This is a genomic window from Mesorhizobium sp. M0701, assembly GCF_040320365.1.
In the GTDB taxonomy this organism is placed as follows: Bacteria; Pseudomonadota; Alphaproteobacteria; order Rhizobiales; family Rhizobiaceae; genus Mesorhizobium.
Window position 1 is genome coordinate 125,278 of sequence record NZ_JAMYPO010000013.1, and the last position, 21,047, is coordinate 146,324.

Here is a 21,047-nt window from a genome sequence, read left to right on the forward strand (position 1 = left end):
CCATGCTCAAAGGAATCAATCCGCTGCTCAATGCCGATGTGCTGCAGGCGCTGCGGGCGATGGGCCACGGTGACGATCTGATTATCGCCGACACCAATTTCCCGTCCGATTCGGTGGCGCGCCAGACCGTGCTTGGCCGGCTGCTGCGCGTCGATGCGTCGGCGGCCGACGTGGTCAAGGCGGTACTGTCGCTCTATCCGCTGGACACCTTCGTCGACGACGCGGCCGCGCGCATGGAGATCGTCGGCAAGCCGGACGACATTCCCGCCGTGCAGCAGGAAGTGCAAAAAGAGATCGATGCCGCCGAGGGCAAGGCCTGGCCGATGATCTCGGTCGAGCGCTACGCCTTCTACGAACGGGCCAAGAAGGCCTATTGCGTCATCCAGACCGGCGAGCGCCGCTTCTATGGCTGTTTTGCGTTCCGCAAGGGCGTCGTGCCACCGGATGCGGAGTAGCGGCATGCCGGCGAAACCGATCGTCATGAAGCCGGTTGTCATATTGGGCGTCTTCGTCGCCGATACGGCCTACCGCGCCGCCCGCCAGCCGCGCATGGGCGAGACGATCCTGGGCACGTCCTTCACGCTCGGCCCCGGCGGCAAGGGCTCGAACCAGGCGGTGGCAGCCGGCCGGCTCGGCGCCGATGTCACCTTCCTTACCCGCCTCGGGGTCGACCCCTTTGCCGATATGGCGAGACAGACCTGGTCGCAGGCCGGCGTGAAGAGCGCCGTCATCGACACGCCGGAAAGCTACACCGGTGCCGCCTATATCTTCATCGAGGAGACGAGCGGCAACAACGCGATCATCGTCAGTCCTGGTGCGGCGATGCTGATCTCGCCCGCCGATATCGAGGCAAATGCCGGCCTGATCCGCGCGGCCGGCGTTTTCGTCACCCAGCTAGAACAGCCGATCGAGGCGGCGCTGCGGGCGCTGGAGATCGCGCGCGGGGCAGGGGTGACCACCATCCTCAACCCGGCGCCGGCGGACAAGCTTCCGGACCGTATCTACACGCTTTGCGACTATGTCACGCCGAACGAGACTGAGGCGGAGGAACTGACCGGCATCAAGGTATCCTCCATCGACGATGCCCGCCGTGCCGCCGACAGCCTGCTTGAGAAGGGCGTTGGGGCGGTCATCGTGACGCTTGGCGAAAACGGTGCGCTGCTGCACACGGCCGATCGTTCCGAGCATGTCGCAGCGGTCGCCGCCGGCCCGGTGGTCGAGACCACAGGCGCTGGCGACGCCTTCAACGGCGGCCTGGCTGCGGCGCTGTCGAGGGGGATCGAACCTCTGGAAGCGGTGCGCTTCGCCTGCGCCGTCGCAGGCATCTCGGTGACGCGCCCAGGCACCGCGCCGTCCATGCCGACGCTGCAGGAGGTCGAGGCGCTGCTCGCCGAGGGGTGAGACCGTATGGATTACATCATGAACGAAGACGGTTTTTGACAAATCAACGTCGACATTTCTCCGACATCAAGGGGACGTGACCCCAAAGGAGAAATGGCGCGAGTGACGGGGCTCGAACCCGCGACCTCCGGCGTGACAGGCCGGCACTCTAACCAACTGAGCTACACCCGCGCATGGACGAGCACGTATCAGCCGTGTTCGTCGTTGGGGCGGTGGATAAGGGGTAAGCCACCGGGTGTCAAGCGGACCCGGACAGCATAACAGCAAACAGGAGAAGGTTTTTTGACAAGCCGAACTTTGTTGCCGAAACTGGCTCCCGGCCAAGCCACTGGCCGCTCATTTGGCCTTGCGAAGCCGGTCCTAACTGCTTAAAGGTCCGGCCCGGGGCGGGCGATTAGCTCAGTTGGTAGAGCGCTTCGTTTACACCGAAGATGTCGGCGGTTCGAGCCCGTCATCGCCCACCACTTTCCATCGACGTGTTCAGTTTGGGCTACACCGCTCAAGCTGATTGCCCAGGTGAGACGCATCCGACCACTGTGCTACTCGGACTTTGGTCTGATTCGAACTGTCTTTCCGTAGGGACTTAAGTCTGATCTGCTTGCCTCTCATGAGGGAAACGATTGCCGAAAGCTACAACTTGCAGTATTTCACTTGCGCATGGGCATGGGCGGGAGCGAAAATATTCCTGGATGGCTTACGAGTCATCTTCCGAATGATGCCGTGATCGCAGGAGATCTCGCAGACAAGATATCGAAGGAGGCTGAAAAAAACCGGCTTCCAGGCGAACGGGTTGTGAAGACAACGCGTAGCGAAGAAGACATCTTTAAGAAAGAAAAAGTTGAACCTTATCGCAGCACCACGGTTGCAGGAATTTTCGCCAATGGCTCATTCCTCGCGCTATTGGTATTAGCTATCTATCTGCTTTATGTGTTCTCGATTGTGGCGGGGGAACCGCGTACGGATGTTCCTATTCCGCTCACAACTGGACTAGTAGACGCTCCGCCAAGACTCTGATTAGCCGCACCGCGTTGATGCGGCGGCCCTTCCATGTCCATTGCCGCGACGAAGGTTTGGTTCCGTGCGGCAAAGGTGTTCACGCGGGGTAGCTCGTTGCTGCAGCACCGCAGCATTGTACTTCTATAAACCTCCCGGTCACCGTGTTCCGTGCAACTCATGCAATTGCCTGCCGCGCTCAGCCTGCAGCTTCCGCCGCATGAGCAAGCCGTTTTGCAACAAAGATGCGATGCTTCGGCGGATCAGCGTCCTGCAGCACATCAAACCCGATCGCCTTGTAGAACCTTAGCGCATCATCATTCTCCGGCATGACCTCGAGGTGGATGCCGGTTGAGCCGCTCGCGGCAAGGCGCTGCCCGAGAAATTCCATCGCGCGCCGGCCGATGCCTTTCCCGCGCGCTTGCGGCAACAGGTCGATATGGCCATGCGACGGATAGGCGGTCAGCGCAGGCGGAACAGCGAAATCGGGATGATGGACCCGATGCCGCGCCCAGTCGCTGCCGCGCCAGCGCGAGCTGTCAGGTCCGGGGTCTGCCACGCGCCGCTGAAGGTCGGGATACCAGTCTGATGCCAGGCTGGCATTGAAAGCGCCCGTATCGGCCGCGCCAAGCAGGTAGCCGGCCGCACCTGCGGGACTATCGATAATGAAGGCCAGCTCGGGTTCGAGCACCTGGTAGGGAATGGTGTAGAGGAGGCCGAGCAGGTCCGGGTCGTCCTCGCGGCCGCTGGCGTCCTTGCCGGCATTGCCGGTCTTGAGACAGATCATCGCAAGCGCTGCATGATCGGCGGTGGTCGCCCGGCGCAGGAAGAAACCGCCGCCGAAATCGAGGATCATGGCGGCAGCAGCCGGAAATCCTTGCCCTCGGGCAAAAGCTGTCCGCCGTCGACGATGATGGTCGTGCCCGTGATGTAGCTGGCATCGTCAGAGGCCAGGAACAGGAAGGCATTGGCCACGTCGCGCGGGCTGCCGAGGCGGCCGAGCGGGATGGCGTCTTCCATGTTCTTGATGAAGGCGGCCCCGCGATGCAGCTCTATGCCTTCGGTGAGGATGTTGCCGGGCTCGACGCCGTTGACTGTAATGCCATAGCCGGAGAATTCGAGCGCAGCCGAACGGATCAGGCCGTTGATGCCGGCCTTGGTCGCCGAATAATGGCCGTGGCCGGGGCTGGTGACATGCGGGCCGGTGATCGAGGAGGTGAACAGCATGCGGCCAAAGTGCTGTGCCTTCATCGGAACGAGCGCTGCGCGCGCTGCGATGAAGCTGCCACGCAAATTCACCGCCATGACCCGGTCCCAGTCGTCGGGACTGGTGTTTTCCAGCAATTGCCAGGGATAGATGCCGGCATTCTGCACCATGATGTCGAGCCGGTCGTGACGGTCGAGCGCCAGTGCAACAGCGGCCTGCGCATCGGCCATCTGCGAGATGTCGGTGCGTATGAAGGCGGCACCGAGCTCGTCCGCAGTCGCTTGCCCGGCCTCGGCCTCGGTGTCGGCGAGCACAAGCTTCGCGCCCTCTTCGGCAAAACGCTGTGCGATGCCCTTGCCGATGCCACGTGCGCTGCCGACGATCAGCGCGACTTTGTCTTCCAGACGGCCGGTCATGCCAGCCTCTGGCGGATGGTTTGCTTGAAGGCGTCGAGCAGCACCGCGGCGAGGACGAGCAGGCCATGGATCACCTGGGTGAAGTTGGCCGGCAGACCCATCAAATTGATCGCCGTATTGATGGCCGAAAGCAGCAGCACGCCGGCATAGACGCCGGGCAAGGTGCCGACGCCGCCCTTCAGGCTGACGCCGCCGATGACGACCGCGGCGAAGGCATTGAACAACAGGCCGACCCCGAGATTAGCTGTCGCGCCGGAGGTGCGGATCGCCAGCAGCCAGCCGGCAAGGCCGGCGATGGCGCCGGCGAGAACGAAGGCTATGACCAGGTTGCGGTTGACGCGGATGCCGGCGCGAAAGGTCGCCGTCTCGTTGCCGCCGATCATGACCAGGTGCCTGCCGAAGGGCGTCTTGGCCATGATCAGCGAGAACACCACGAAGCACGCAATGGCGATCCAGGCAGTCAGCGGCAGGCCGCCCAGACGCTGGATGCCGAACCAGCGGATTGCCGGCGCAAGGTCCTGCGCCGAGCGGCCGCCGGAGATGACCAGCACGAGGCCGCGCACCCAGATGTAGGAGGCCAGCGTGATGATGAAGGCGCTCATCTTCACCTTGACCACCAGGTAGCCGTTGATGGCGCCGATGAGGCCGCCGACGGCAAGCGCGATGAGCAGCGAAACGGGAACCATCAGCCATTGCGGCTGCAACTGGATGCCAAGGCCGATGCCCGACGAGCAGAACAGGATGCCGACCGCCATGGCGCTGAGCGCCGCCACCGATTCGACCGACAGGTCCATATGGCCGGCGATGATGACCAGCGCCAGGCCGATCGACATGACGCCGAGCACGCTCGAGGCCTCGATAATGTTGGCGAAGATGCCGAGCTGAAAATAGTTGGGGATGAGGATGGAAAAGACCACCAGCACGAAGACCAGCATGAACCAGACGAGATTGTCGAGGATGAACTCGAGGGTTTGGCGCGTGCGGGGGTTCATCTGCGGATCCGGTTGGCGCGTCAGCCCAAAAAACCACTCGGTTCTTCGGAAAGATCAGGCGCGGTTGAAAATTACTGCAGCATTCCCGTGCGCGTCCGTTCTAACGCGCACAGCTGCAGGGCTAAGGCTCCGGGCCTGTGGCCCGGAGCGTTTGGCGAGTTGCTATTCGACCGGCTTTATGGTTTCGGTCGGCGGCTTCATGTTGCCCCAGAAGGCCGGGTTATCGACATTTTCCTTGGTGATCGCAGCGCCGGGGATCTTGATGTTTGGCCCCCAGGCTTCCTTGGTCACGGTCGACTTCAGGCCGAGCACGTCGTATTCGCCGGGCTTGATCTCCTGCTTGTTGACCACCTTGTCCATGAACATGGCGACGGCCGCGGCCTGGGCGTAGAGCGGCTGCTCGACTTCGACGTTGAGCCAGCCCTTGCGGATCAGGTCGAGGCCGACCGGAGCGCCGTTCGAACTCATCAGCATGACGTCGCCCGGTTTTTTGCCGGCAGCCTCGAGCGAGGCGACGGCAGCGACCGAAAGATGCGCGGCATGGCTGAAGATCAGGTCGATGTCGGGATTGGCGAGCATCTGGTCGGCAACGATGGTGCCGGCGTTGCTGGCCTCCCATTGCATGGCCGGCAGCGAGATGATCTTGACGTCCGGGAACGCCTTCATCTTCTCCTCGAAACCCTTCTGGATATCGAGCGTGTAGGGGTCGCCCGGATCGCCGAGCACCTGCAGGATCTTGCCCTTCACCGAGCCGTTTTTCGCGGTCAGGAGCTTTTGCGCCTGATCGGCGGCGACGTAGCCGATCTCGACGGTTCCGGCCACCGAGGTAAAGTCGGACGGGGTCGAGGTGATCTGGCGGTCGAACTCGACGACCGGGATGCCGGCGGCACGGGCGGCCTCGATCGACGGTTTCAGCGCATTGAAATCGACGGCGGCTAGGATGATCGCCGACGGCTTCAGCGCGATGACGTCGTTCATCTGCGATTGCTGAGCGTCGGTCTTGTTGTCGGCGTTCAGCGTCTTCATCTCGTAGCCGACCTGCTTCAGGAACAATTCCAGCGCGCTCACCGAGCCGGTCTGGAACTCATCGAGCAATGTCGGCACCATGTAGTAGACGGTGCCCTTGGACTGGGCGAATGCCGGCGTGAGCGTGGCAAAGGCCAGTGCCAGGATACCGAAGACGGAAAGAAGTATTTTCTTCATGTCGTTCGCTCCTCTTGCGCCGGACCCCTCATATGTCCCTCAGCTTGCCGGTCCGGCACCGGCGAGCGTCTCTCCGGTGATCATTTTGATCACCGCGTCGGGACTTGTTTTGTTGCGTGCGACGTCGCCCGCCACGACGCCTTGCCGGATCACCACGATCCGGTCGGCGACCTGGAAGGCCTGTTGCATGATATGGGTGATGATGACGACGCCGATGCCCTGGCTCGCCACCTGGCGGATCATGTCGAGGCCGCGCCGCGTCTGTTCGACGCCGAGTGCCGCGAACGGCTCGTCGAGAAGCACCAGCTTGCCGCCAAAATGCACGAATCGGTTGAGCTCGATGGCCTGCCGCTGGCCGCCGGAAAGATGCTCGACATTGGTGCGAAGCGAGGGAATGCGGGTGCCGGCGCTGGCCAGTGCCTTTTGTACCACCTGCTCCATGGCGCGCTCGTCGAGCACTGGAATGCCGAGAACCTTCCTGCTGATCTCGCGGCCCATGAAGAAATTGGCGACCACGTCGACATTGGTGCAAAGCGACAGGTCCTGGTAGACCGTCTCGATCCCCGCGGCCTTGGCCTCGGCGGGGGATTTGGCCAGGAATTCCTTGCCTTCGAACAGCATGCGGCCGGAGGTCGGCTCCAGGCCGCCGGCAATGATCTTGACCAGCGTCGATTTGCCGGCGCCGTTGTCACCCAGAAGCGCCACCACTTCGCCCTTGCCGATCGAAAAGCTGATGCCTTTCAGCGCTTCGATGGCGCCGTAATTCTTGGCGACGTTGTCGAGCACCAGCAGCGGTTCGCTCATGCCGCGATCCCCTTGTTATGCAAGAGATCTCGTCCGCGTTCGCGCTCGGCGGTGAAGATCTGGCCGAAGCGTGGCGAAAGCACTCCTGAGACGGCAAGCGCGGCGGCGCCGCGCAACACCGCATGCTGGCCGCCGCGTGCGACGGTGACGCGGGGGGTCGCGCGGTCGCTTCGCGCCGAGACCGAATTGGGCAGGTGCGCGGCCGCGCCGGCAAGCCTTTCGAGCAGGTCGGTGGAGGCAAGCCCGCCGAGGATGATGGTTTCGGGATCGAACAGGTTTTCGATGATGGTGACGGCGTTGCGGAAGATCGGTGCAATCTCGCTCACCCAGTCGGCGTCGGCGATGTTGCGGCGCCGCAGCGCCTCGAGCGAGAGATACCGTTCGAGGCAGCCGCGATTGCCGCACGGACAGGGCTCGCCGCCCGGCACCGCGGGAATGTGGCCGATTTCACCGGCGTTTCCCCAGGCGCCGCGCAATGCCGCCCCGTCATGCACCATGACGCCGCCGAGACCGACGCCGAAATAAAGATAGTAATACTCGGAATATGCCGTTCCGAGGCCGTAGAGGCGCTCGCCGATAGCAGCCGCCGCCATATCGGTTTCGAAAAAGGCCGGCAGTCCGGTCGAGGCGGCCAGCCGCTCGCGCAGCGCCACATCCTTCCAGCCGGTCATGGTGGTCGGCCCGACAAAGCTCATGGACTCCACGCCGAACGGTCCGGGCAGCGCCATGCCAATGCCGAGAACGCGGCCACCGGGCCGCAATGCCGTCAATTCGAGCACCATGGCGCCGATCAGCTCGAAAGCGTGGTCGGGCGTTGCATTTGGGGCTTCGCGGTAGGTGCTCTCGATAACATCGCCGCTTAGGTTGATCAGGGCGGCATTGATGCCCAGCGGGGTGACGTGGATGCCGACGGCATAGCCGCCTTCCGGATTGATGCGCAGCGTTGCCGGTGGCAGGCCGCGCCCCTTGGGCTCTTCGCGCAGCGACAACACGTAACCGTGCTCTTCCAGCTCGCGAACGATGGTAGACACGGTCTGCACGGTGAGCCCGACCCGCCTGGCAATGTCGCCGCGGGCGATCGGTCCGTGAAGGCGGATGGATTCGAGCACGATCCGCCGGTTATACGGCCGCCCGAACTCCTGATTGGTCCCGCGCAATGCCATGCCTTGTGCCCCCGAGAGAGGCTAGACTGGCACTGAAGATTTATTCAGTCAAATGGAATTCAAAAATAAAATTGACAGCCCGTGCAGAGCGAAGCTGGCGGATGGCCGCTCAGAGGCATGGTCAATAGCGGATGGCACGGCGCTCCAGCAGAACCACGATTGCGAAGATCGCGATCGACAACGACGACGACAGCACGATCGCCGCATAGAGCCGGTCTGATTGATAGTTGAAGGTCGCCTGGATGATGAGCGCGCCGAGGCCCTTATCCGACCCGATCCACTCGCCGACGATGGCGCCGATCACGGCCGTGGCCGAAGCGATTCGTAACGAGGAGAACAGCATCGGCAATGCTCTTGGCAGGCGCAGGCTCCACAAGATCTCCCAGCGCGTGGCCGATAGCACCCGGAACAGTTCGTGCTCGTTGTCGCTGGCCGAGTTCAGCCCGCGGATCATGTTGACCAGCGTCGGGAAGAAGCAGATCACCGCCGCAATCACGATCTTCGGCGTCATGCCGAGCCCGAAGATCAGGATGATGATCGGGGACAGCGCCAGGATGGGAATGGTGTTGAAGAACAGCACGATCGGAAAATAGGCGGCCTGCAGGATGCGGCTATGCACGAACAGCACCGCCAGCAGCACACCGGCAAGGTTGCCGATGACAAATCCCGCCAGCGCCTCGATCAGCGTCGGCCAGAGATTGCTGAGCAGCAAAGCAAGACTCTTCCGGAATACGCCTGATATGGCCGTCGGCGTCGGCACGATATAGGCCGGCACGCCGAGCCATGGCAGCAGAAACTGCCAGGCGAGCAGAATCGAGGCCGCGCCAAAAACGGGCAGGGCGACGGCCAGCGCCGATGGCAAGGGCGCCTGCCTCATGAGGCCTGCTCCAGCGCGCCGCGCAGTTCGGCCATCGCGGCAACGATCGCCGGATCCTCGCGCGAACAGCGGTTGCCCTCCTGCTTGAACGGCCGGATATCGAGGTCCCTGGCCAGGCGGCCCGGATTGGTGGCGAGAACGATGACCCGTTCTCCGAGATAGGCGGCTTCGGCGATCGAATGGGTAACGAAAAGGATGGTCGCGCCGGTGCGCCGCCACAAGGACAGAAGCTCATCGTTGAGGCGGTCGCGGGTGATCTCGTCCAGCGCGCCGAAAGGCTCGTCCATCAAAAGCAGCCTGGGTTGCCCGAGCAGCGCCCGAGCGATCGCCACGCGCTGGCGCTGGCCGCCGGACAATTGGTGCGGCAGACGCTCACCGAACCCGGCAAGCCCCATCAGATCAAGCAGCTCGTCGGTTCGATCGTCTATTGTCCGGGTAAGCCGGCCTTGTCCGACATCGAGCGGCAGGCGGACGTTGTCGCGCACGGTGCGCCAGGGCAGCAGGGTCGAGTCCTGGAAGACGAAACCGACATCGCGCCGCGAACGGACAGCATGCGGTGTGTCGCCAAGCACGCTGATCGAGCCGCCGAGCGGATCGAGCAGGTCCGCGACCACACGGAGCAGGGTCGACTTGCCGCATCCCGAAGGTCCAAGGATCGACAGGAAGGAGCCGGCCTCGACCGACAGGTCGAGAGCGGAGAGCACTTTCACCATCGGCTGCCGGCCGCCATAGCCGACATCCAGCCTGCGGGCCTCGATCGCGTTCGCCATCAAGCGGCGGGCGCGTCGAGCTTGGGTCGGTCAGCGGCCGACAATTCGAGTACCTTGGTGGTGTAGACGTCGGCTGCTGCGGGCCGGCCGTTCGGGTATTGGCCGACCTTGTCCAGCAGCGCCAGCTGCTCCTCGATCGAGGCGGGGTCGAAGGTTCCCCATCCGTCCTTGGCGGTTGCACCGTCGAAGGAAAGTTTCAGCACCAGATCGATCGTCTTCTGCTCCCAGCCGAAGTCCATTTCCGGATAGGCCGCGACCATTTTCTTGACGGCTTCCTGTGGATTGGCGTGTACCCAGCCCCAGCCCTTGGCGACGGCGCCGATGAATTTCGCCAGCGTTTCCGCATGCTGTTCGATCGCGGTGTCGGTAGCGAAATAGACGTCGGCATAGGAGTTCAGCCCGAGATCGCGCACCAGAAGATCGATCCTGTCGTCGCCGACGACGCTCAGCGCCTGGGTGTTGGTGATCCATCCGCCAATCGCGTCGACGTCGCCGCGCACCAGCGGCGCCTTGTCGAAGCCGACATTGACGACGGTGACCTCGGACGGATCAATGCCGTTCTTGGCCAGGATCTCATCGATGACGAAGCGCGCCGTCGGCTGGATGCCGATCTTCTTTCCCTTGAGATCGGCCACGCCGCGGATCGGCTTGGCAGGCTTCGAGGTGAAGGCATAGGGACCGGTGCGGAAACCGCAGGCGATGATCTTCACCGGCACGCCGCTGGCACGCGCCGCGTAGAGCTGGGGTGTTTCGGAAAACTGGCCGAGTTGCGCGGCCCCCGAAATCACCGGCGGCACCGTCGCCGCATTGGGACCGCCCGGGCTGAATTCCACCTCGAGACCTACGTCCTTGAAATAGCCGTTGGCGACGGCCGCGATGTCGCCGATCTGTCCGTTGGACATCAGCCAGTCATACTGGACGACGATCTTTCCGGCAGCCCTGGCGCCGGGCGTCAGCACGAGCTGCGTTCCGGTCGAAACTGCCGCGACGGCGGCGAAGCCGGCTTTCACGAAGCTGCGGCGGTTCATGTCGTAGTCTCTGTTCCCACTCATTTTTCGCTCCTGTTGCAAGACGTTCTCGTCTCTTCATTGCGCGCCGTTCCCGTGGCGCGGCGTCGTCTACGGCTGTTCGTCGTGATAGTCGCCGGGGCCGCCGTCGAGCCAGGCGTATAATTCCCAAAGCGTGTCGTCTGGATCGGTGAAATAAGCGCAGCGCGCCTTCCAGACATAATCCTCCGGCGGGCCGTAGAAGGGCACGCCCTTGGCTGCCAGTTCGTCATGGAGCCGGTCGATCTGGCCGGGCGCGTCTAGCCTGACCGCCACGCAGACCTTGTGTGCGTGGCGCGGCGACCTCAACTTCGAGACGCCGGTGTGCCGGTTGATGTGATCGATCTCCCATGCCGCCAGCGTGACGCCCTCGCCATGGAAGTCGGCAAAGCCCTCGGCGCGGCGCCGCAGGCGAAAGCCGAGTTTCTCGACATAGAATTCAACCGTCCGCTCGATGTTTTCGACGAGCAGGCAGACGTCCGAAATCGCATAGGCGCCTCCGAGCGGCATGGCTACTTCCCTGTGCTGTGCGCGGCGCGCGATGCCGGCAGCTTGACGCCGACGCGGTCGGCGGCGCCGACGATGTGGGCGCGCATCGCCGCCTCGGCGGCCGTGGGGTCGCCCGCGACCAGCGCCTCGTAGATGCGCACATGCTCCCCGACATTGACTTCGACCAGGTCGTGCAGCGGATTGGTGAGGCGCGCGTAGTGGATCGAGCGGCGGATCTGCTCGCAAACGAAGGAAATAAAGGTGTGGATGTAATTGTTGCCGGTCGCCCGCGCGATCTCGCGATGAAACAAAAGGTCGGCGTCGATGCTGCCTTCTTCCCAGCGCTCCTCGCCGCTCATCCGGTCTAGCGCCGCCTTGATTGCGTCGAGGTGCTCCTGCCCGCGCCGTTCGGCGGCGAGCGCGGCTGACTCGGCTTCCAGTATGCAACGCAGCTCGAACAGCCGTTCCATATTCCCGGTCGCTTTCAGCGCCTCGCCATCGATGCGGATCGACGCGCGCTGCTCCGGCGCCAGCACGAAGGCACCGACGCCTTGCCGGGCTTCGATCATGCCATCGGCCCTGAGTTGAGCGATCGCCTCGCGCACCACATTGCGACTGACGCCGAATTTTTCCGAGAGCTGCTGCTCGGTCGGCAGCCGCGTGCCCGGATTGAGCTCGCCGGATTCGATCTCGCGGCTGAGGAACGCGGCAACGCGATGCGGCAGCGCCTCCACCGTGCCGATAGCGGCCAGTCTTTGCTTCATGGAAAGGTCTCCGTCGATGGCAGAAGGCAGCCGGGATTCATTGATCCCTGAGGGTCCATCGTTGTTTTGAGGGCCGTGATGAGCCGGCGATGGGCAGGCGCCAGGCCGGCCCAGAAAGTGCGATGACGGGTGCGGCCGATACCGTGCTCGGCGCTGATCGAGCCGCCAAGCGCGCCGACGATCTGGTAGAGCCCGGCGGTGATCTCCGCGCCCTGGGCACGAGCTTCACCCTCGGCTAGCCCAGGCGGTGGCAGGACGTTGAAATGGATGTTGCCGTCGCCGGCATGGCCATAGGCCTGCGGCAGCCAACCGGGATGTTCCAGCGCCACGAATTGGCGGGCCTGACCGATGAGGGCAGGGATGTCCGATATCCTGACCGCAAGGTCGGTGCGCACATGGTAGCCGCGTCTTGCCTGGCCCTCGACCAAGCCCTCGCGAATGGCCCAGAACGCCCTGGCTTGCGCGATGCTTTCAGCAAGAACGGCGTCGGCAACCAGACCGCTCTCCATCGCTCCGGCCAGGAAATCGACCAGCATGGAGCGCAGATCGACCGCAGCACTTGCGGAGAGTTCCATCAGCACGTGGACGGGAGCTTCGACCGGCGAAACGATATCGGCATCGATCAAGCGCGCGAGGTCGATGCACTCCGAACCAATGATCTCGAAGGCAGAAATCAGATCGGATGAGGCCCGGCGAGCCTGCCGGAACAAGGTGATTGCCGCTTCGAACGAGGCGAGACCGAGATAGGCGGTCTCGACCCGGGCCGGTTTCGGAAACAGCTTGAGCTCGACTCCGGTGATGATGCCGAGAGTTCCTTCGCTGCCGATGAAGAGTTGCTTCAGGTCGTAACCGCGATTGTCCTTGCGCAGGCCGGAAAAGCCGCTCCACAATTCGCCGTCGGGCAGGACGACTTCGAGGCCGAGGATGAGATCGCGCGCCATGCCATAGCGCAGCACGTTGGTGCCGCCGGCATTGCTGGCCGCATTGCCGCCGATCTGGCAGCTTCCCTGCGCGCCGAGCGCCAGCGGAAACAGGCAATCCTGTGCCTCTGCCGCATCCTTGATGTGCTGCAGGATGCAGCCGGCGTCGGCCTGCAGGATGAAATTGTCGGCGTCGACGAGACGGATGCCGTTCAACCGCTCCAGGCTGACGACCACCGCGCCACGGCTGTCGATGTCGATTGCGCCCGCCACCAGCCCTGTGTTCCCGCCCTGCGGGATGATTCCGAGCCCGAGCGTACCGCAGAGTCGCACCACAGCCTGGACTTCGCTGACGGAAGCAGGCTTCAGCACCGCAAGGGCTCCGCCGCGATTATCCGCGGACCAGTCCAAGAGGTATTTCGCCATGCCGCCAGCGTCGGCGGCCACGCCGCTTTGTCCGACGGCGCCCTCCAGGGCGTTCAGAATTTCAGGCGGGATACCATGAACGGACATTACAAGCCTGTTGGGCCAAGGGATAGGCTTATACATATCATCCTACAACTGCGTCGAAGTCAACGCTGTGAGGCACAAGCCCTCAAGGGCTGGAGGCGAAATGTTTGCTGGGAGAAGAGAGCGGAGGGCGATCGCCCGAGGATACTTAGGCGAGGCCGCCTTGGTGTGGCTGCGCCAGCCGATGCCGGTCAATTGATGGGAGCAGCCCGGCTCTACAGATACCGCTCGACCTTCTTGCCGACCGTCAGAAACCGTAGCGGGTCGATTGCCTCGCCATTGTGGCGAACCTCGTAATGCAGGTGCGGGCCGGTCGAGCGGCCGCTGTTGCCGGTCTTGCCGATGATGTCTCCGGCATCGAGCTTCTGGCCGACGGCGACGTCGATTTCGCTGAGATGCCCGTAACGCGTCACAAAACCGTTGCCGTGGTCGACCTCGATCATGCGGCCGTAGCCGCCGTTCCAGCCGGCCTTGACGACAACGCCGCCTGCCGTGACCTTGGCCGGCATACCGACCGGCGCCCTGAAATCCATGCCGGAATGCAAGGCGGCCGTGCCGAGGATGGGGTCGGTGCGCACGCCGAATGGGCTGGTAACGCTGCGGCCGGGGGCGGGGTTGGCGAGCGGCAGCCGGCGCGCTTCCTTTTTAAGATGATCCAGCGCGTCAAGAGCCTCGTCCAACTCCTTGACCTTGCTGTCGAAGACCAACGAGCTGTCGAGTGGTATCAGCGGGCCACCGACGTCGCTCTTTTCGAATTCGCTATCGACGGGCAGGCCGGCGGCCTCGAGCGCCTGCGAGATCGCGTCGGCGCTCTTGTAGGCATTGTCGGCAAGTGTGGCGATGCGGGTGAGCTGCTGGCTCTCGATGGCCTTCAGCGAGTTGTTGATCGAAACGAAGAGCTTGTCTGCCCGGTCGGCCGCGCTTTCGCTCGGCAGCGGATCGGCGCGGGTCGACCACAGCGAGAACGGCCTGGTGTCGTCAACGCCCACAGGAGCGGCAAGGGGGGCGGCAAGGCTGGCGACAGTATACGCCGTCGGCTGGATGCTGCCGGTCGCGTCGGCATGTTCGTCCGGCTTTGCCGCCGGCGCGGGCGGCGTTGCGACCTCGTTTTCGGCTCGTTCGAGGATGGGGCCGAGGCGGCCGTGACGCAGGCTGAGCTGGCTCTGCCGTTCCAGCAGCTCGCTGACCTTGGTTTCCATCAGTTGCTGATCGAGTAGCTGGCGGCTGGTGATGCGGTCGACCTGGCTGCGCAGTGCCGAGATGCGGTCTTCGTAGGCCTGCTGCATGCGCGCCTGCCGCGCCGTCGTGGCGCCGATCAGATCGTCGCGCAGCACCAGATAGGAGGTCGCCAGCAGGTAGCCGATGACGATCGCCGCCAGCGCCGAGCCGCAAAATGCCGCAAGCCACGGGCGTATGGTGAAATGCCTTATCTGGTCGCCCCGGGCGATGATGACCGTGTGGGGCTCTTTGCGTCTGCCGAAGACCGCTGACTGACTGGCTACGTTCACGGGACCAAGCTTTCGTTACGACACCAACGACGAGCCTGATTACACATTATTAGGGTTAACAAAGTTTTGCCGGATCGAACGACAACCAAAGGTCTTCGCGCAAAACGGGCATCGAATTGCAGCGGGCTGGCGCAGCTCTCAAAGGGCGTGAACCGCCTCCAGCACCTCTTCGGCGTGCCCCTTGACGCGGACGTTGCGCCAGATCCTGGCGATGCGTCCGTCCCGGCCTATCAGGAACGTCGCCCGCTCGACGCCCATATAGGTGCGGCCGTAGAGCTTCTTTTCCACCCACAAATGGTAAGCCTCGATCACTTTGCGCTCTTCGTCGGCGACAAGGTTGACGCTCAGATCGTATTTCGCCTTGAATTTGTCGTGTTTCTTGACGCTGTCCGGCGAGAGCCCGATGACGACAGCGCCGGCCTTTTCGAACTCCGGCTTCAACTGCGAAAAGCCGATCGCCTCGTTGGTGCAGCTTGTGGTGTCGTCCTGTGGGTAGAAATAGAGTACGATGGGTTTTCCCAGCAATGCGGCGAGGCTGAGTGAACCGCCGCCGTCGCGCGGAAGATCGAACTGCGGCGCAACATCGCCCACGTCGAGGTCAGCCATACCGATGCCCTTGTTTGAGGTTACGCGCCAGGCTGCATCGATATAATGTCGAGCGGGGATTCGTCCACGATCGAATTCGTTTCAACGGAAGATTGCGTGGATCAGGAGCTACCGCAGCACGAGAAGATCAGGTTCAGGCGTGACGAGATCACCGACCTGGGAACCTTTCCGTCCGCGTGCCGCGTCCCGCCGCTCGGCCAGGCGTCGATCGGTCGCGGCGTCCGTTTGATGGCGCGGCTGTTTGCCGGCCTTGTCGCCCTTGTGCTGCTGGCTGGCGCCGGCGTCTACGCGATCGGCGTGTCCGGCTTCGGCTCGGAGCGGCTTCGCGCGGAAGCCGAAACGGCAATCGAGAGATTGGCCGGCTTCGATGTCGACGTTGCCGTCGGGCCAGCCCGGCTGACGCTTGACGGGTCGAGCTTCATTGCGCTGCAGGTCAGCGACGTCAGCCTCAAGACCGCCGACGGCAAACCGATGGCCGATGCCGGCCGGGTCCGCTTCGGCATCCGGCTGATCCCGCTGCTTTCGGGCGAGGTACGGCTGACCAGCGCCCGGATTTCCGACGCGCACATCGTCATGGCCGCGATGCCGTCCGGCGGCGACTGGACGGCCGGGCTGCGCAACCAGGACGGCCTCATCGATCCGGAAAAACTTTCCGCCGCCGTCTTCGCCAACGTCAACCGCGCGCTCGATGCGGTGCGCGAGGATTCGGTGCGCCAGATCGATCTGCGCAACGTCGAGCTGGCACTGCCCGAGACCGGATCGGTCAAGTCGGTCACCATCGCCGAGGCCTCCGTGTCGCAGACGGGACCGGGAAGCATGGAGTTTTCATCCGATGCGGATGTCGACGGCAGGGGACTTACCATCGCCGCTTCCGCCACCCGCGATCCGGCGACGCGACGCATCACCACGCTGGACGCCAGCATCCAGGCGGCGGATGCCGAAGCTGCGGCAGCAGGCGGCAAATTGGGCACGATCGCCTTGAAGCTGGCGGGGTCGGAAGGGACCGGCGACAACGGTTCGCGGCTGACCGCTGCCCTGTCACTGACCGGGTCGGTGCTCGATCTCGGTTCGCGCGGCCTGCTTCCGGCCGACATCGATCTCGATGCGACGCTCGTCGCCGGGTCGAACAAGATCCAGGTCGACAGCTTGCTGGTGAAAACCGGCCGCTCGACCTTCGATTTCGCCGGTTCGATCGGCCCGAAGCCCGCTACCGGCGCAGCGGGCGAGGAGCCATCCTATCGTTACGACCTGACCAGCGACGGTTCGACCCTGGCGCCTTCGGATTCGCCGGAGCCGGCGCTCAGCTTCATTGCCCGTATTGCCGGCGTCTACCAGCCGACGAGCCAAAAGCTGGTCGCCGAGCAGATCGGCGTCCGGTCCGGACCGGGCAGCGAAGTGCTGGGCACGGCTTCGGTTTCATTCGTCGCCAACCAGGCGCCGGGCATATCGGTGGCGCTCAATGTCCACGACATGCCCGTCTCGCACGTCAAGCAATTATGGCCATGGTTTTCGGCGCGCAATGCCAGGCTGTGGGTGCTTAAGAACCTGTTCGGCGGCCGCGTCGTCGATGGCAGCCTGCAGTTCCAGGTCGTGCCCGGACGGCTCGGCAACGGCGTGCCGCTTTCCGCCGATGAAGTGTTCGGCCGATTCCAGGTCGAAGGATCGCGCTTCGACACGGCCGGCCGCATTCCGCCGATCCGCGATGCCGTCGGCGTCGTCGGCTTCCACGGCAATGACGTCGACGTCGCGCTGTCGTCGGGCAGCGTCTATATGCCGAGCGGCCGCACGGTGGCGGCGAGCAACGGCACGCTCACCGTCAAGGCCGCGAACCATCCGCCGGTGATCGGCGCGCTCGACATCGATGTCGCCGGCGAGGCGCCGGCAATCGCCGAACTGGCATCGTTTGACCCGATCAACGCCATGCGCCATGTCGGCCTGCTGCCGGACGACCTGTCCGGCACGGTGACCGGCCACGTCAAGGCCGATATTCCGTTGCAGTCCGGTGTCGACTCTTCCAAACTCGATTGGCTGGTGGCGCTCGACTACAAGGACCTGTCGCTGGGCAAGCCGTTCGAGGGCCAGACGGTCAGCCATGCCGACGGCTCGATCACGGTCGCGCCCGACCGGGCGGTGATCTCGGCGAAGGCGCTGCTCAACGGCATTCCGGCCGAGCTCGACCTGATCGAGCCGCTCAGGGATGGCGGCCCGCCGCGCAGTCGTAAAGTGGCGCTGGTGCTCGACGACAAGACGCGCGCCACCGCCATGCCTGGCCTGTCGACGCTGCTTTCCGGAACCATCAAGGTGGCGATCGACAAGAGTGGCACCGGCAACCAGAACGTGTCGGCCGACCTGACCAATGCCAGGCTGGACATCCCCTGGGCCGGCTGGAGCAAGGGGCCTGGCATTCCCGCCAAGGTCGTCTTCGCCATGGCGAAGACCGGCGACACCACGACGCTCTCCAATTTCGAACTCGATGGCAAGACCTTTTCCATCGACGGCAGCGCGGTGCTGGTCAAGGGCGCCTTGTCCTCGGCCCGGTTCAGCAAGGTCACCTTGAACAGGGGCGACGACGTCGCCGTCTCGGTGAAGCGGTCGGGCAAGGCCTATGCTGTCGAGGTCAGCGGCAGCGCGCTGGACGCACGCTCGCTGATCAAGCAATTCACGTCCGATGTCGACACCGCCACCAAGACCACCGGCGTCGATGCGATCTCGGTCAGCGCCGACGTCAGCTCCCTGACCGGCTTCCACGACGAGGTGCTGTCGAATCTGAAGCTCGACTACAGCGCCGCAGGCTCCCGGGTGAACGGGCTCAAGGTGAGCGCCACGGCAAGTTCGGGAGCCGCCATCACCATCAGCAACACGACCGGCGGCGGCCTGCGCACGCTCAACATGAAGTCGGCCGACGCCGGCGCCATACTGCGCTTCCTCAACATCTACGAGCATATGGAAGGCGGCTCGATCACGCTGGCGCTCACCGGGGCCGGCGACGGTCCGATGAAAGGCCAGGTCGACGCCAAGAACTTCTTTATCGTCAACGAGCCGAAGCTCGCCTCGATCGTGTCGACGACGCCGGCCGGCGACAACCGCAGCCTCAACGAGGCGGTCAAAGGCAATCTCGACACGTCGAGGGTGAAGTTCGAGCGCGGTTTCAGCGAGATCGACAAGGGCAGCGGCTATCTCAAGCTGCGCAACGGCGTGCTGCGCGGCTCGCGCATCGGCACCACCTTCCAGGGCACGCTCTACGACCAGAACAACAATATGGACATGACCGGCACGTTCATGCCGGCCTACGGCGTAAACCGCATCTTCGGCGAACTGCCGCTGATCGGCGCGCTGCTCGGCAACGGCCGCGACCGCGGCCTGATCGGCGTCACCTACAGGCTCAAGGGCAACGCCAACAAGCCGAACCTGGAGGTCAATCCGCTATCGGTGATAGCGCCCGGGATTTTCCGGTCGATCTTCGAGTATCGCTGAGGCGGGTAGGGTAGGCGGGTGGCGCCAAAAAGGCCGGGTGAAGTGCTGTTCAGCGTAGCACCGCCTAGAGGTAACGGCATGGATCCTAGGGTCTCCGCGACGTCGCTTCGCTCCTGCTTCGCCCTAGGATGACGAAGCGAGGGGAGACTTCAGCGAATCTCGAAGGTCGCGTTTGCCATCGGCCGCCACGCGACCGCCTCGCTCTCCGACATCCGCGACTAGCCTTGAGCCACCATGCCTTCGTCATCCTAGGGCGCAGCAGGAGCGAAGCGACGTCGCGGAGACCCTAGGATCCATGCCGTTACAGTTGCCGAGGAATGCAGCGATCCATTGCTTGTGCCCGTCGCCGGCTCGGTCTCACCTGAGCCTCAGCAGAGGTCAGACCGGCCGTACCAGAATGACCTTCTTCTTTCCCAACTGAACTTTGAATGCTCCGGTGTTTTCGTACAGGTCGGTCCACAAGACAATTTCGTTCGGGTCGGTGACGACCCTGTCATTGATTCGTAGAGCACCTTCCGCCATCTTGCGCCGAGCTTCCGAATTGGACGGCACAAGTCCCGACGCGACGGCAATTGCTGCATTCGACCTGCCAAATTGCCATTTGTCATCCTGTCCTTTGTCGATGGTTACTGTCGGCAATGACTCGGTTGACTGACCTCTTTCGAAAAGCGCTTCTGCCGTCCTAGCTGCCTCCTCCGCCGCCTCGCGGCCATGCAGCATGGCGGTGATTTCGGTGGCGAGGATCTTCTTGGCTTCGTTGATCTCCGAGCCGCCGAGCCGTTCGAGGCGTGCGACTTCGGCGAGTGGCAGGGTCGTGTAGAGCTTCAGGAAACGGCCGACGTCGGCATCCTCGGTGTTGCGCCAGTATTGCCAGAACTCGTACGGGCTCAGCATCTCCGCATCGAGCCAGACCGCGCCCGAGGCCGACTTGCCCATCTTGGCGCCTGAGGAGGTGGTGAGCAGCGGCGTCGTCAGCGCATAAAGCTGCGCGCCTTCCATGCGATGGCCGAGATCGATGCCGTTGACGATGTTGCCCCACTGGTCGGAGCCGCCCATCTGCAGCCGGCAGCCGAAGCGTTTGTAGAGCTCGACGAAGTCGTAGGCCTGCAGGATCATGTAGTTGAATTCGAGGAACGACAGCGACTGCTCGCGCTCCAGCCGGAGCTTGACCGAATCGAAGGCCAGCATGCGGTTGACCGAAAAATGCCGGCCGACATCGCGCAGGAAATTGACGTAGTTGATGTCCATCAGCCAGTCGGCATTGTTGATCATGACGGCGTCGTTCGGGCCGCTGCCAAATTTGAGGTAGGGTGTGAAGTTGCGGCGGATGCCGGCGAGATTGTCCTCGATGTCCTGCGGCGTCAAAAGCTTGCGCGCCTCGTCCTTGAACGACGGATCGCCGATCATCGAGGTGCCGCCGCCCATCAGCGCGATTGGCCGGTGGCCGGTCTGCTGCAGCCAGTAAAGCATCATGATCTGGATCAGCGACCCGGCATGCAGGCTCCTCGCGGTGGCGTCGAAGCCGATATAGGCGCTCACCGTTTCCGTGGCGAAAAGCTGGTCGAGGGCGGCATCGTCCGAGGTCTGGTGGATGAAACCGCGCTCGCTCATCGTGCGCAGGAAATCGGATTTGAAGGCGGACATTTTTCTTTCCCGAAGGCTTCCGGCCGAATGCGGCTCGGGTATGCATGAAGGCGGGCGTTTAGCACTCAAGCGCGATCAGCAAAAGTGGAATTCGATTTTGCGACACCCTCTTTCCTTCTCCCCTTGTGGGAGAAGGTGGATTGGCGCGCAGCGCCAAAACGGTTGAGGGGTGCTGGACGGAGTGCAGGTGATGCCAAGCTGGAACACCCCTCATCCGACCGCGCTTCGCGCGGCCACCTTCTCCCACAAGGGGAGAAGGG

General features: G+C 63.5%; 19 protein-coding genes and 2 tRNA genes. 5 read left to right on the forward strand and 16 right to left on the reverse strand.

The features are described from left to right. The first annotated feature begins 2 nt into the window (after positions 1-2). Both NKI24_RS15510 and rbsK read left to right on the forward strand, forming a co-directional pair. Positions 3-455, forward strand: a complete 453-nt coding sequence (locus NKI24_RS15510; RefSeq protein ID WP_352745750.1) for an RbsD/FucU family protein — start codon at positions 3-5, stop codon at positions 453-455. Between the two features lie 4 nt (positions 456-459). Beyond that, positions 460-1,401, forward strand: a complete 942-nt coding sequence (gene rbsK / locus NKI24_RS15515; RefSeq protein ID WP_352745748.1) for a ribokinase — start codon at positions 460-462, stop codon at positions 1,399-1,401. 94 nt (positions 1,402-1,495) lie between these two features. Here the strand turns inward: rbsK and NKI24_RS15520 are convergent. Continuing rightward, a tRNA-Asp gene (locus NKI24_RS15520) sits at positions 1,496-1,572 on the reverse strand. Positions 1,573-1,789: 217 nt separating this feature from the next. Here NKI24_RS15520 and NKI24_RS15525 point away from each other — a divergent pair. Together NKI24_RS15525 and NKI24_RS15530 are read left to right on the forward strand one after the other, a co-directional pair. After that, positions 1,790-1,865, forward strand: a tRNA-Val gene (locus NKI24_RS15525). A 187-nt stretch (positions 1,866-2,052) separates the two neighbouring features. Further along, on the forward strand, positions 2,053-2,415 hold the full coding sequence (locus tag NKI24_RS15530; RefSeq protein ID WP_156937277.1) for a hypothetical protein: 363 nt from the start codon (positions 2,053-2,055) through the stop codon (positions 2,413-2,415). A gap of 178 nt (positions 2,416-2,593) precedes the next feature. Here the strand turns inward: NKI24_RS15530 and NKI24_RS15535 are convergent, their stop codons facing one another. The 14 genes from NKI24_RS15535 to NKI24_RS15600 form a co-directional block, all read right to left on the reverse strand. Then, the gene (locus NKI24_RS15535) at positions 2,594-3,250 is read right to left on the reverse strand and encodes a GNAT family N-acetyltransferase (RefSeq protein WP_352746414.1); all 657 of its coding nucleotides are present in this window, start codon (positions 3,248-3,250) and stop codon (positions 2,594-2,596) included. Then, entirely contained in the window at positions 3,247-4,017 is a 771-nt protein-coding gene (locus tag NKI24_RS15540) for an SDR family oxidoreductase (protein WP_352745740.1), read from the reverse strand. The genes NKI24_RS15535 and NKI24_RS15540 overlap by 4 nt, the downstream gene beginning before the upstream one ends. Beyond that, positions 4,014-5,009, reverse strand: a complete 996-nt coding sequence (locus NKI24_RS15545; protein WP_352449360.1) for an ABC transporter permease — start codon at positions 5,007-5,009, stop codon at positions 4,014-4,016. The genes NKI24_RS15540 and NKI24_RS15545 overlap by 4 nt, the downstream gene beginning before the upstream one ends. Before the next feature lie 162 nt (positions 5,010-5,171). Further along, on the reverse strand, positions 5,172-6,212 hold the full coding sequence (locus tag NKI24_RS15550) for a sugar ABC transporter substrate-binding protein (RefSeq protein ID WP_352449361.1): 1,041 nt from the start codon (positions 6,210-6,212) through the stop codon (positions 5,172-5,174). A 39-nt stretch (positions 6,213-6,251) separates the two neighbouring features. Continuing rightward, on the reverse strand, positions 6,252-7,016 hold the full coding sequence (locus tag NKI24_RS15555; RefSeq protein ID WP_352746418.1) for an ATP-binding cassette domain-containing protein: 765 nt from the start codon (positions 7,014-7,016) through the stop codon (positions 6,252-6,254). Next, positions 7,013-8,179, reverse strand: a complete 1,167-nt coding sequence (locus tag NKI24_RS15560; RefSeq protein ID WP_352746421.1) for an ROK family transcriptional regulator — start codon at positions 8,177-8,179, stop codon at positions 7,013-7,015. Before NKI24_RS15560 ends, NKI24_RS15555 begins: the two co-directional genes overlap by 4 nt. A gap of 121 nt (positions 8,180-8,300) precedes the next feature. Next, positions 8,301-9,056, reverse strand: a complete 756-nt coding sequence (locus NKI24_RS15565) for an ABC transporter permease (protein ID WP_352746424.1) — start codon at positions 9,054-9,056, stop codon at positions 8,301-8,303. Next, positions 9,053-9,826: an ABC transporter ATP-binding protein gene (locus NKI24_RS15570; RefSeq protein WP_352449364.1), complete on the reverse strand. Its 774-nt coding sequence runs from the start codon at positions 9,824-9,826 to the stop codon at positions 9,053-9,055. The genes NKI24_RS15565 and NKI24_RS15570 overlap by 4 nt, the downstream gene beginning before the upstream one ends. Continuing rightward, entirely contained in the window at positions 9,826-10,854 is a 1,029-nt protein-coding gene (locus NKI24_RS15575) for an ABC transporter substrate-binding protein (RefSeq protein WP_352449437.1), read from the reverse strand. Before NKI24_RS15575 ends, NKI24_RS15570 begins: the two co-directional genes overlap by 1 nt. A gap of 90 nt (positions 10,855-10,944) precedes the next feature. Further along, complete coding sequence (locus NKI24_RS15580) at positions 10,945-11,382, reverse strand: VOC family protein (RefSeq protein ID WP_352746427.1); 438 nt, start codon at positions 11,380-11,382, stop codon at positions 10,945-10,947. Between the two features lie 2 nt (positions 11,383-11,384). Beyond that, positions 11,385-12,125: a FadR/GntR family transcriptional regulator gene (locus tag NKI24_RS15585; RefSeq protein ID WP_352449366.1), complete on the reverse strand. Its 741-nt coding sequence runs from the start codon at positions 12,123-12,125 to the stop codon at positions 11,385-11,387. Next, positions 12,122-13,558 carry an FAD-binding oxidoreductase gene (locus NKI24_RS15590; RefSeq protein WP_502901460.1) on the reverse strand — a complete coding sequence of 479 codons (1,437 nt, stop codon included), beginning with the start codon at positions 13,556-13,558 and terminating at the stop codon, positions 12,122-12,124. Before NKI24_RS15590 ends, NKI24_RS15585 begins: the two co-directional genes overlap by 4 nt. A gap of 212 nt (positions 13,559-13,770) precedes the next feature. Further along, on the reverse strand, positions 13,771-15,063 hold the full coding sequence (locus NKI24_RS15595) for a M23 family metallopeptidase (protein WP_352746431.1): 1,293 nt from the start codon (positions 15,061-15,063) through the stop codon (positions 13,771-13,773). Positions 15,064-15,201: 138 nt separating this feature from the next. After that, positions 15,202-15,669, reverse strand: coding sequence for a peroxiredoxin (locus NKI24_RS15600; RefSeq protein ID WP_352619156.1), 468 nt, complete (start codon positions 15,667-15,669; stop codon positions 15,202-15,204). Between the two features lie 96 nt (positions 15,670-15,765). Between NKI24_RS15600 and NKI24_RS15605 the strand changes: the two genes are divergently transcribed. Then, positions 15,766-19,143, forward strand: coding sequence for a hypothetical protein (locus tag NKI24_RS15605; protein ID WP_352746434.1), 3,378 nt, complete (start codon positions 15,766-15,768; stop codon positions 19,141-19,143). 378 nt (positions 19,144-19,521) lie between these two features. Here NKI24_RS15605 and tyrS read toward each other — a convergent pair whose 3' ends face one another. Further along, positions 19,522-20,787 carry a tyrosine--tRNA ligase gene (gene tyrS / locus NKI24_RS15610; RefSeq protein ID WP_352746436.1) on the reverse strand — a complete coding sequence of 422 codons (1,266 nt, stop codon included), beginning with the start codon at positions 20,785-20,787 and terminating at the stop codon, positions 19,522-19,524. Positions 20,788-21,047 lie beyond the last annotated feature (260 nt).